Origin of the sequence: Paraburkholderia unamae (genome assembly GCF_003268775.1) — a bacterium.
In the GTDB taxonomy this organism is placed as follows: Bacteria; Pseudomonadota; Gammaproteobacteria; order Burkholderiales; family Burkholderiaceae; genus Paraburkholderia; species Paraburkholderia unamae.
In genome coordinates, this window is the sequence record NZ_QLSU01000003.1 from 236096 (window position 1) to 247766 (window position 11671).

The 11671-nt window shown below is 65.6% G+C and carries 11 protein-coding genes; 6 read left to right on the forward strand and 5 right to left on the reverse strand.

What is annotated here, in order from left to right; translation table 11 throughout:
• Positions 1-109: 109 nt before the first annotated feature.
• Entirely contained in the window at positions 110-682 is a 573-nt protein-coding gene (locus tag C7401_RS06245) for a helix-turn-helix domain-containing protein (protein ID WP_112170485.1), read from the forward strand.
• A gap of 14 nt (positions 683-696) precedes the next feature.
• The gene (locus C7401_RS06250) at positions 697-1227 is read left to right on the forward strand and encodes a GNAT family N-acetyltransferase (RefSeq protein ID WP_112170486.1); all 531 of its coding nucleotides are present in this window, start codon (positions 697-699) and stop codon (positions 1225-1227) included.
• Here the strand turns inward: C7401_RS06250 and C7401_RS06255 are convergent.
• From C7401_RS06255 to C7401_RS06275, 5 genes are all read right to left on the reverse strand, one after another.
• Positions 1224-2249 carry a helix-turn-helix domain-containing protein gene (locus C7401_RS06255; protein WP_112170487.1) on the reverse strand — a complete coding sequence of 342 codons (1026 nt, stop codon included), beginning with the start codon at positions 2247-2249 and terminating at the stop codon, positions 1224-1226. The genes C7401_RS06250 and C7401_RS06255 overlap by 4 nt on opposite strands.
• Before the next feature lie 260 nt (positions 2250-2509).
• Positions 2510-3313: an ethanolamine ammonia-lyase subunit EutC gene (eutC, locus tag C7401_RS06260; RefSeq protein WP_112170488.1), complete on the reverse strand. Its 804-nt coding sequence runs from the start codon at positions 3311-3313 to the stop codon at positions 2510-2512.
• Entirely contained in the window at positions 3310-4707 is a 1398-nt protein-coding gene (locus C7401_RS06265; RefSeq protein WP_112170489.1) for an ethanolamine ammonia-lyase subunit EutB, read from the reverse strand. The genes eutC and C7401_RS06265 overlap by 4 nt, the downstream gene beginning before the upstream one ends.
• A 27-nt stretch (positions 4708-4734) precedes the next feature.
• Positions 4735-6156, reverse strand: a complete 1422-nt coding sequence (gene eat, locus C7401_RS06270) for an ethanolamine permease (RefSeq protein ID WP_112170490.1) — start codon at positions 6154-6156, stop codon at positions 4735-4737.
• 139 nt (positions 6157-6295) lie between these two features.
• Positions 6296-7375, reverse strand: a complete 1080-nt coding sequence (locus C7401_RS06275; protein WP_112170710.1) for a M23 family metallopeptidase — start codon at positions 7373-7375, stop codon at positions 6296-6298.
• An 822-nt stretch (positions 7376-8197) separates the two neighbouring features.
• Here C7401_RS06275 and C7401_RS06280 point away from each other — a divergent pair.
• The 4 genes from C7401_RS06280 to C7401_RS06295 are packed head-to-tail and all read left to right on the forward strand — an operon-like array spanning position 8198 to position 11670.
• Positions 8198-8914 carry an ABC transporter permease gene (locus C7401_RS06280; RefSeq protein WP_112170491.1) on the forward strand — a complete coding sequence of 239 codons (717 nt, stop codon included), beginning with the start codon at positions 8198-8200 and terminating at the stop codon, positions 8912-8914.
• Positions 8914-9840, forward strand: a complete 927-nt coding sequence (locus C7401_RS06285) for a glycine betaine ABC transporter substrate-binding protein (protein ID WP_112170711.1) — start codon at positions 8914-8916, stop codon at positions 9838-9840. Before C7401_RS06280 ends, C7401_RS06285 begins: the two co-directional genes overlap by 1 nt.
• A 10-nt stretch (positions 9841-9850) precedes the next feature.
• Positions 9851-10504, forward strand: coding sequence for an ABC transporter permease (locus tag C7401_RS06290; RefSeq protein ID WP_112170492.1), 654 nt, complete (start codon positions 9851-9853; stop codon positions 10502-10504).
• A complete protein-coding gene (locus tag C7401_RS06295; RefSeq protein ID WP_112170493.1) occupies positions 10501-11670 on the forward strand; it encodes an osmoprotectant ABC transporter ATP-binding protein OsmV in 1170 nt (389 codons plus the stop codon). The genes C7401_RS06290 and C7401_RS06295 overlap by 4 nt, the downstream gene beginning before the upstream one ends.
• The last annotated feature ends 1 nt before the right edge of the window (position 11671 follow it).

Here is an 11671-nt window from a genome sequence, read left to right on the forward strand (position 1 = left end):
ACGCATGAAACGTCGCGTGGAACCGACAAAACTTTGTGCGCATAAAACTTGACAAAGATTTTGTCGAAATCTAGTTTACTGGATAATCAGATCCACTAAACTGGATAATATGGATATCCACACAAACATCGCCCGCCGCTTGCGCGAACTGCGCGACACGAAAGGCTGGTCGCTGGAGGCCCTCGCCGAGCGCAGCGCGGTGAGCCGCTCGAACATCTCGCTTATCGAGCGCGGCGAAAGCAGCCCCACGGCTGTCGTGCTCGACAAACTGGCCACGGCGCTGGGCGTTTCGCTGGCCTCGTTGTTCGAGGCGCCCGGCAACGAGGCGCAGCAGGCGCCCTCGCCTCACGTCGCCGAGCGCGATCAGACCGTCTGGACCGACCCGGAATCGGGCTATGTGCGGCGCAATCTCTCGCCGCCCGCGTGGTCGCCCATCCAGCTCGTGGAGGTGCGCTTTCCGCCGGGCCAGCGGGTGGCGTACGACACGAGCCTGCGCGACGCGGAAATTCATCAGCAGGTTTGGGTCATCGAAGGCGTCATGGAGATGCGCGTGGGCGAGCGGCTATGGCGGCTCGAAACCGGCGACTGTCTCGCCATGCGTCTTGATTGCCCTATTGTCTATCGCAATCCCACGAGCGAGCCCGCGCGTTATCTCGTCTCACTGTGCAGGATCACTAACTAAATGACCGATTCCAGATGACCGACGATATCAGGGTGCGCCGGCTGACCGGCGACGAAGCACAGGCTGGCACACAGGCCTTGGCCGACGTGCTGATCGATTGCGTGGAAGGCGGCGCCTCGGTGAGCTTCATGCTGCCCCTCTCGCTCGACACGGCGCTCGCGTTCTGGCGCGAGGTCGCGCAAGGCGTGGCGCGCGGGGAGCGCGTGCTGCTCGTGGCCGAGGACGCGCAGCGGCGCGTGGTGGGCACCGCGCAACTCGTGACAGCGCAGCCCGAGAACCAGCCGCATCGCGCCGATGTCGCGAAGGTGCTGGTGCACCGCGCCGCGCGTGGTCGCGGCGTGGGTCTGCGCTTGATGCAAGCCATTGACGGCGCGGCGCGCGCCAATGGCAAGTCCGTGCTCGTGCTCGACACGGTGACGGGCGGCGCGGCCGAGCGCCTCTACGTGCGCGCCGGTTGGCAGCGCGTGGGCGCCGTGCCCAATTACGCGCTGATGCCCGATGGCGCGTTTTGCGGCACGACGTTCTATCACAAGCAACTCGATTAATTCGTGCGCAGCGCTTCCGAAGGGCGCATGCCGAACATGCGCCGATAGTCGGCGGAAAACTGGCTCAAATGCCAGAAGCCCCATGCGGCGGCCACGTCCTGCACCGAACCGGCCGCCCGCCCGCACAGGTCGCGCCGCGCGCCGTTCAGGCGCAGCGCACGCAAATAGGTTGCGGGCGCCATGCCGAGCACGTCCTGAAAGCAGTATTGCAACGTGCGGCGGCTCACGTGCAGTTGCTCGCAAAGCTCGGGCACGCCAACGGGCCGCGCACGATGCGCGAGCACGTAGTCGCGCGCCTGCCCGACGATCCAGCGCCGCCGCGAAGCGGGCTCGGCAACGTCGCCGCCGTCGCCCGCGCACACGTCGAACAACGCGGCGAGCACCTCGGCCTGAACTTCATCGCGCTCGAAACCGGATAGCGGCACATTGGGCACGCCCGCTTGCGCGGAGCCATCTCCGCTGTCCAGATGCTTCGCGAGCAGTGCGCACAACCGCTCGACGCGTGCCGCGCCGGCCTGCACGATCGGCGTGCGCGGCAGGCGTTCGTCGAGCGACGTGTGCTCGACCGTAGCCGCATGGTGGCGCAGCACGTCGCCGCGCACGACCACACCGTAGATGGAGAATTGCGCCGGAGTGAGCAGTTCGAACTCGATGTTGCCGGGCCGCAGCGCGAAGGCGTCCGCCCCGATGGGCTGCGCGTCGATGCGCGCATGGCCTTCGCGCGCAACCGGAATGCCGAACCAGTATGCGTCGCCCCGCACCTCGCACGCCTGACGCAGCGTGTGGCTCGTGGTTTCGCGAAATACCTTCATCGTGTCGAGCGGCAATTCGGTCAGGCTGCCGACGAAGCGGCCCGCCGCCAACTGGTCGTAAGTCTGACGCCAGCCCACGAGGTTGCGCGCCTGTTCGTCGGCGTCGTGCGCGACGCTCACCACGGGGCGCCCGGCCGGAAACGCCGCGCCCTGCGCGTTGCGCTGCGTGTCCTCGGCCGTGGCTTCGGTACGCTCAACCGTTTCGTTCATGGGTGACTCCTTGCACGCGCCTGCATCAATCCAGTCACTCCATCATGCAAGAGTCGCGCCAACGCGAATACCTGGCCGAATGGCCAGATCGTGCGCGCGGCTGCTCCATCGCGGCGCAGCGTTCTGTCACGCGGGTGCTCACCAGTGGCGCAAACGCTGCGTAACGAGCGGCGCGCACCGGCACGGTGCATCCCGCTAAATGCACAGAGCGAACGCAGCGAGGCACACAACACGGGACACGACACGGTCCGCGATGAGACTCATTCGGATGTGATGCGCACAGCCTCGACGCCGCCAGGCAACGCGGCGTCACTATCGTCCTTCAGTCCAACGCCCGTCAGGCCAAGCCGCCGCGCATGGGTGAGGAGGTAATGCAGCTTGTGCGCGGCAGCCTCATACGGCAGCCCTTCGGGCCGCACGTTCGAAATGCAGTTGCGTTGCGCGTCGTGGCACCCTACCTTCGGCGCGTACGTGAGATAAACGCCCAGGCTGTCAGGCGAACTGAGTCCTGGCCGCTCGCCAATCAACATCGCAACGAGCGTTGCGCCAAGCAACTCGCCGATCTCGTCGCCAAGGGCCACGCGCGCCTGGCGCGCGACGACCACGGGCCCGATGCGCCAGCCCGCCAAACGCTCGCGCACGGCGAGCAGCAACGGCACGGCTTGCTTCGCGGCGGCAAACGCCGAGAGCCCGTCGCCAATCACGAACACCACCTCGGGCGCTTCGCCGCCTGGCGCAGCCGCGCCGGAGCCAGCGACCTCAGCCAGAGCGACCCGGCTCGCCTCCGACAAGCGCCGCCCGAGATCCGGCCTGCGCAAGTAATGCTGCCGGTCGGGCGCGGCGCTTTCCGCACCGAGCGTGGCAAAGCCCTCGGTTTCGAGCGTGCGGCGCAACGCATCGGCGTCGAGCGGCTGATGCACAGCGTCGCGCGCCTGTGCATGCGAAAGATTGAACGCCAGCAGCGGCGCGGTAGGCAGCCCGTTGCCCGCGCGCCCGAGCGCGATGCGCGCGTTCGTGAACGCCTTGAGCCCGCCCCAGGGGTTCTTTTCGACGGGGTCGCTCATGCGTCGATCCCCATCCACTCGTGTGCGCCCGCGAGCAGCGGCACGCGCGCGGAGCCGGGCAGGAGCGCGCCTTTCGCGTCGATGATCTCCATCGTCTCCAGCCACTCCTCGAACTCGGGCGCGCGGCGCAGGCCGAGCAGATCGCGCACGTAGAGCGCGTCGTGAAACGAGGTGCTCTGGTAGTTGAGCATCACGTCGTCGGCGCCCGGTATGCCCATGATGAAGTTGATGCCCGCCGCGCCCAGCAGCGTGAGCAGGGTGTCCATGTCGTCCTGGTCGGCTTCCGCGTGATTCGTGTAGCAGATGTCGCAACCCATCGGCACGCCGAGCAGCTTGCCGCAAAAGTGGTCTTCGAGGCCCGCGCGGATAATCTGCTTTCCGTCGTACAAATATTCGGGGCCGATAAAGCCCACCACCGTGTTGACGAGAAACGGTTCGAACTTGCGCGCGACGGCGTAGGCGCGCACCTCGCAGGTTTGCTGGTCCACGCCGTAGTGCGCATTGGCCGACAGCGCGCTGCCCTGCCCCGTCTCGAAGTACATGAGGTTATTGCCGACCGTGCCGCGCTTGAGCGAAAGCGCCGCCTCGCGCGCTTCCTGCAAGAGCGCGAGCGATATGCCGAAGCTCGCGTTGGCCTTCTCGGTGCCGGCAATCGACTGGAACACGAGATCGACGGGCGCGCCCTTTTCGATCGCCGCGATCGTGTTGGTCACGTGGGTGAGCACGCACGCTTGCGTGGGCACGCGGTAGCGCTCGCGAAAGCCGTCGATCATGGCGAGCAGCTTCACGATGGCCGCGAGGCTGTCCGTGGCGGGGTTGATGCCGATCATCGCGTCGCCGCAGCCGTACATGAGGCCGTCGAGCATCGAGGCGGCAATGCCCTTCACGTCGTCGGTGGGATGGTTGGGCTGAAGGCGCACCGACATGCGCCCCGGCAGCCCCACGGTATTGCGAAAGCGCGTGACCACGGGACGCTTCTTCGCCACGGCGATGAGGTCCTGATTGCGCATGAGCTTGGACACCGCCGCGACCATCTCCGGCGTGAGACCGGGCGCGAGGCGTTCGAGCGCTTCGGTGCTCGCCTCGCCCGAGAGCAGCCAGTCGCGGAAGTCGCCCACCGTGAGGTGCGAGACCGCGGCGAAGGCGCCCTGGTCGTGATCGTCGACGATCAGACGCGTGACCTCGTCGTCTTCGTAGGGCACGAGCGCCTCGGAAAGAAACGCCTTGAGCGGCACCGCCGCCAGCGCCATTTTGGCGGCCACGCGCTCCTCCTCGCTCGCCGCCGCCACGCCCGCTAGCTGGTCGCCCGAGCGCAGCGGACTCGCTTTCGCGAGCAGCGTCTTGAGGTCGGCGAAACGGTAGGTGCGCGCGCCGATCGTCTCCGTATGGTTCATGCGATGGACTCCTGCAAATCTTGCGGCTCACTCCTCGAGCAGCGCCTCGCCCGGCATGGCGTCGCGCTGTGTGCGCGTGGCGAGGAAATAACCGTACCCCAGCGCGAGAAACACGACGAACACTCCCGCCACGAGCGCGTTGAAATACACCATCGTGCCAAGGCAAACGAGCGCGGCCACGAGCGCGAACGCCGGGAAATACGGGTACAGCGGCGCGCGGAACGGCCGGTCCATCGCCGGCTGCGCGCGGCGCAGCTTGAAGAGCGCCGCCATGCTCACAATGTACATCACGATCGCGCCGAACACCGACATCGTGACGATGTTGGCCGTGAGCGTCTGGCCGCCGAACTGGATCAGCTCGTCGCTGTAGATCGCAGCGATGCCCACCACGCCGCCCGCGAGAATCGCGCGATAAGGCGTCTTGAAACGCGGGTGGATCTTCGCGAGCCACGCGGGCAGGTAGCCTTCCCGGGCAAGCGCGAAAATTTGCCGCGAGTAGCCGAGGATGATGCCGTGAAACGACGCCACGAGACCGAAGAGGCCGAGCCACACGAGCATATGCATCCAGCCGCTATGCTCGCCCACGATGAACTTCATGGCTTGCGGCAGCGGGTCGTTGATATTGGAGAGCTTGGTCCAGTCGCCCGCGCCGCCCGCGAACACCATCACGCCCACGGCGAGCGCCACGAGCGTGAGAATGCCGGCCACGTAGGCGATGGGGATCGAGCGGCGCGGGTTCTTCGCTTCTTCGGCGGCCATGGCCACGCCTTCGATCGCGAGGAAGAACCAGATGGCGAACGGGATCGCCGCGAACATGCCGTGAAACGAGCCGAGCGAGAAGTGATCGTTGCCCGACCAGCCGCCCTTGAGGAAATTGGACCAGGCAAAGCCCGGCGACACCACACCCATGAACACGAGCAATTCGAAAATGGCGAATAGCGTGACGATCAGTTCGAAGGTCGCGGCAATCTGCACGCCCACGATATTGAGCGCCATGAACACGAGATACGCGCCCATGGCCGCGTGCTTCGGTTCGAGGCCGGGGAACTGCACGTGCAGATAAGCGCCGATCGCCAGCGCGATGGCGGGCGGCGCGAACACGAACTCAACCAGCGTGGCCGCGCCCGCGAGATAGCCGCCCAGCGGGCCGAATGCCCGGCGCGCGTAGGCGAACGGGCCACCAGCGTGCGGGATGGAGGTGGTGAGTTCGGTGAAGCTGAAAATGAACGTGGTGTACATCGCCGCGACGAACAGCGCGGTGACGACGAAGCCGAGCGTGCCGGCCGTGGCCCAGCCGTAGCTCCAGCCGAAATATTCGCCTGAAATCACGAGGCCGACCGCGATGCCCCACAACTGCCACGTGCCGAGCGTTTGCTTGAGCGCGGGCTCGCCTGCCTTGCCGCCTGCCTTCCCCACTGCGGCGGGACTTGCGTTCGACTCGCTTTGCATGGTTTTTCCCCTCTGGATAGCCCGGGCCGCCGTCCCTGGCCGCCTCGGGTGAGTGGAACCATGCTATTGGGTCATTAATCGACGCGTTATCGAAAATCGGCAAACTTTGCACGCAGCGCAGCATGCGGCTGCGGCGAGCCTACAGCAGCGCGTCCATGCGCTCGACCTGCTGCGCGAAACGCTGCTTGTCCTCGCCCTGGAGCGGGTCGCGATGCGGCAGGTCCACGGTAAGCGGATCCTGCGCGACCTGGTCCACGTGCACCTCGTAGTGCAGGTGCGGACCGGTCGCCCAGCCCGTCGCGCCCACATAGCCGATCACCTCGCCTTTCTGCACCGACTGGCCGGGCCTCAGGTGCTTCGCGAAGCGCGAGAGGTGCGCGAAGGTCGTCGAGTAAGGACCGAAGTTATCGAGCTTCACGACCTTGCCGTAGCCCGTTTGCCAGCCCACGAAACTCACAGTGCCGCGCGCGGTGGCGTGAACCGGCGTGCCCGCCGGCGCGGCGAGATCGACGCCTTCGTGCGGCTGGATGCGGTGCGTGACCGGATCGAGGCGGCGCATGGAGAAGTGCGAGGAAATGCGCGTGAACTTCACCGGGTAGCGCAGGAACGACGGCATGGCCGCGTGGCCGTCCGCCGAATAGTAGAAGGCCTTGCCCGCCAGATTGCGGTAGAGGAAGAGATCGTGCGAGGCGTTGCCGGTGGAAATGCGGATCGCGACGGGCGTGTCGTCGGACGCGGGCGCGTCACCGGCGACGACCGGAACGCTTGCACCACTTGCAGCGCTTGCACCATTTGCAGCACTCGCGCCGTTCGCTTCGCTCGCATCATCTGCGTCCTTGCGGAACACGAAGCGGATTTCGCTGCCTCGTTGCAGATCGCGACGAAAATCGAGCCGTCCCGAGAACGCGCGCGCGAGCCGCGCGGTCGTCGCCGCATCGACGCCCAGCCGTTGCGCCGCCTCCGAAAAACTGTGCTGAACCACGGCGGACTCCACGCGAAACACCGGTTCGGGTTCGCTCGCCGCAGCGGCGCTGGCCGCGACGGGCTGCGAGGCCGACGGCGTGGCCGGGGCCGCGCTCACCGCTGCGGAGAGCGGATCATCGGGCGTTTCGGTGAGAGGCCGTTTGACGAGCACCACGGCGCTCGTCAAACCGATTGCGGACACAACGATAATTTTTCCCGCGAAGCCGGGAGACGCCGCGATTGCACGAAAAGCCATGAATGGAATGCCGGATTGCAGAGCAGGAAAGGCACGCGCAAATACGGCGCCTTTCGAGGTGACAGCGAAGATGACATCGACACGCGGTTCGTCCAGCACGCGAAAGCCGATGCGCGGAACGCCTGAAAGTAAATGGCCTTTCTTAAACGAAACTTAAGACAGGTCAAGAAGCGGAATAATTTTCCTCAAGCGATCGCGCAACACCGGGAACGTGAATTGCTACAGCGGCCACATGAGAAAAACGCGTACCTGTATGGCACTTTTTATCGTTTTCCAGAAACGGGAAATGCTACCGCCTTATTTTCATCTGCATACCTGATTAATTTCCCGAAATGACATACTCCATTGCATTCGACCCGTCATACGTCAAAGCGCGATCGTTCCCCAAGGTAGACGCACCTAATCGAATGATCTATACTGATCTCGTTTCGATCACAACGAAGACGTTCTCGTGCGCATTGAGATGCAAGGCCCGTATGCATGGCCACCGCATCGCAATCGCCATTCAAGCGGGCCTCCGGCCCCCGCGTAGCGGCTCTGGCCCTTGCGCATCCATGCCGTCGTGAGACGGTGCACTGCTTCAGCGCGTATCGATTTGCTCGGTACCGTTGGGCTGAACATGACAACCCGAAGAACGCCCACGCGCGTTCATGCGACTGCTGCCACGCACTGATCGTGCGCTGGCGGCCCAGTGTTTCCGTCAGTTCAAATCGCGGCCACGCCGGGATCACGAACTCCCTTCGCGGCGCCCTGTGCATGCGCACAGGCGTCCCCGCTGCGCGGCCCTGCGCCCGCGGCACCGAAACCAGGAGGCGCATCTTCATGACTCGACGCTCTGCCCTGCTCGCGGGCAGCCTTATCGCCCTTGCCGTGCTTGCGTGGGCGCTCTCACGCGCCATCGGCGCCGACACGTGGCACAACCACGCAGGCGATCTCGCGTACTACACCGGGCGGCACCTGCTGCTCGTCGGCTATTCGATGGTGCTCGCCATCGTGGTCGGCGTGCCTGCGGGCGTGCTGCTCAGCCGGCCGCGCTTCACGCGCCAGGCCGAACGCTTCATGCAGATTTTCAACATCGGCAACACGATTCCCTCGCTCGCGGTGCTCGCCATTGCGCTTGGCGTGTTCGGCATCGGGGACATTCCCGCCATCGTCGCGCTCTTTCTCGCCTCGCTTCTGCCGATCACGCGCAACACCTATGAAGGCGTGAAAAACGTGCCCGCGGCGCTGCGCGAAGCGGCGCGCGGCATCGGCATGACGGGGTGGCAGTCGCTCACGCGCGTGGAGTTGCCCAATGCCTTGCCCATTATCGTGGGCGGCGTGCGCACCGCGCTCGCCATCAACGTGGGCACGGCGCCGCTCGCTTATCTGATTGGCGCGGACAGTCTCGGCTCCCTCATTTTCCCCGGCATCTATCTGAACGATCAGCCCTTGCTGCTGCTCGGCGCCGCGTTTACGGCCGCGCTTGCGCTGGTGCTCGACGGCGTGGTCGCCACTGGCAGCCGCCATTGGCTCGCGCGCAACGGGGGACTCGCATGATGCTCACATCGCCATTCAAACGGCTGCGCCGCTTCGTGCAGGCGTGCGTGCTCGGCACCGCGCTCGTGGCCGCCGCTGCGCCCGCCACCGCGCTGGCGCAGCAAAAGCTCGTGCTCGGCGCGAAGAACTTCACCGAGCAATACGTGCTTGCCGAAGTCACGGCGCAATACCTGCGCTCGCGCGGCTACACGGTGGAAGTGCGCTCGGGGCTTGGCAGCACGCTCATGCGCAGCGCGCTCGAAAACGGCCAGTTCGACCTCGTGTGGGATTACACGGGCACCGCGGCGCTGGTCTATGACAAGCTCACGGAGAAGCTCTCGCCCGAGGCCATGTACGAACGCGTGAAGGCGCTCGACGCGCCGCGCGGCCTCGTCTGGCTCGACGCGTCTCCGCTCAACGACACCTATGCGTTAGGTCTGCCAAGCAAGTTCGCGCAGGAAACGGGCATCACCACGATCTCGCAACTGGCCGAGAGGCTGAAGACCGACCCCGACGCGAAACGCTACGTGTTCGGCATGGACGCCGAGTTCGCCAATCGCCCGGACGGCCTGAAGCCACTGCTCGCCACCTACGGCATGAGCTTTCGTCGCTCGCAGATGAAGCAGATGGACCCCGGCCTCGTCTACACGGCGCTGCACAACAACCAGCTCAAGATCGGCCTCGTCTACACGACGGACGGCCGCGTGAAGGGCTTCGGCATTGTGCCGCTCGAAGACGACAAGCACTTCTTCCCGCCGTACAACGCCACGCCCGTGGTGCGCAAGGAAGCGCTCGAACACAATCCGAAGCTGGCCGCGCAGCTCAATGCGCTTTCCGCCGCCCTCAACAACGACGTGATGCAGGACATGAACAAGGCCGTGGATCTCGACGGCAAGTCCGCCGAGGCAGTCGCCGCCGACTTCCTGCGCACGCATCCGCTGCCTTGAAGGAGGACGCATGAACGTATTCGACTACCTCGCGGCGAACTGGCCCGAACTGTTGCAGCTCACGCTGCAACACATCTACCTCGTGGGCATCGCGGTGGGCTGCGCGATCATCGCGGGCGTGCCGCTCGGCGTGCTCATCAGCCGCCATAACTGGCTCGCCGCGCCCCTGCTCGGCCTCGCCACCGTGGTCCTCACGCTGCCCTCCATCGCGCTTTTCGGCCTCATGATTCCGGTGTTCTCGCGCTTTGGCCAGGGCATCGGCGCCGTGCCCGCCATCACGGCCGTGTTCCTCTACTCGCTGCTGCCGATCATGCGCAACACCTATCTCGCGTTGAGCAACGTCGACGCGGGGATCAAGGAAGCGGGCACCGGCATCGGCATGACGTCGTGGCAACGGCTGCGGCTCGTGGATTTGCCGCTCGCCGTGCCCGTGATTCTCGCGGGCGTGCGCACCGCGGTCGTGATGAACATTGGCGTGATGACGATTGCCGCCGTGATCGGCGCAGGCGGCCTCGGCACCCTCATCATTCGCGCCATCGGCCAGAGCAGCTTGATGAAGCTGCTGGTGGGCGCCGTGCTCGTGAGCGTGCTCGCCATCGTCGCCGACCTCTTGTTGCAGATGTTGCAGCGTGCCTTGACACCGAAAGGAGTGCAGAAGACATGATCGAACTCGACCAACTCACGAAGACCTTCACGCAGAAAGACGGCCAGCCCGTGCGCGCCGTCGATTCGGTGAGCCTTTCGGTGGCCGAAGGCGAGATCTGCGTGTTCCTCGGCCCCTCGGGCTGCGGCAAGACCACCACGCTCAAGATGATCAACCGGTTGATCGAGCCCACCTCGGGCCGCGTGCTCATCAACGGCGAGGACACCACGGGCCTGAACGAAGTGGATCTGCGCCGCCATATCGGCTACGTGATCCAGCAGATCGGCCTCTTTCCGAACATGACGATCGCGGAGAACATCACGGTCGTGCCGCGCCTGCTCGGCTGGGACAAGAAGCGTTGCGCCGAGCGCGCGGCGGAACTCATGTCGATGGTCGCACTCGACCCGAAGCTGTATTTGAAGCGCTATCCGCGCGAGCTTTCGGGCGGGCAGCAGCAACGCATCGGCGTGATTCGCGCGCTGGCCGCCGACCCGCCCGTGCTGCTCATGGACGAGCCGTTCGGCGCGGTCGATCCGATCAATCGCGAAACCATCCAGAACGAGTTCTTCCAGATGCAGCGGCAACTGAAGAAGACCGTCATCATGGTGAGCCACGACATCGACGAGGCGATCAAGCTCGGCGACCGCATTGCCGTGTTCCGGCGCGGCAAGCTCGTGCAATACGACCATCCCGACACGCTGCTCGCGCGCCCGCACGACGACTTCGTCGCGCAGTTCGTGGGCCAGGACAGCACGCTCAAGCGCCTGTTGCTCGTGAAGGCCGGCGACGCCGCCACGCAGCCCGAAACCGCGCGCGTGGAAACCCCGCTCGCTCAAGCGTTCGCCGTGATGGACGAAGGCGACTCGCGCTACCTCACCGTGCTCGACGACGCGCGCCATGCGCTCGGCTTCGTCGGACGGCGCGCCGCGCGCGGGGCCGAGGGCGCGTGCGGCGAGCGCATCACACCGTTCCCGGCTACGGTTTCGGTGGACGACAACCTGCGCATCGTGCTCTCGAAGATGTACCAGTTCCGCGCTTCGTGGATGCCGGTGCTCGACGCCGACGGCGGCTATGTGGGCGAGATCACGCAGGACTCGATCGCCGACTATCTGAGCTCGGGCCGCTCGCGGCAGCAGACCGGCCAGCCGCCGAGCGCGGCGGCGCGGCCTGCAACCGCGACGGCGTGAG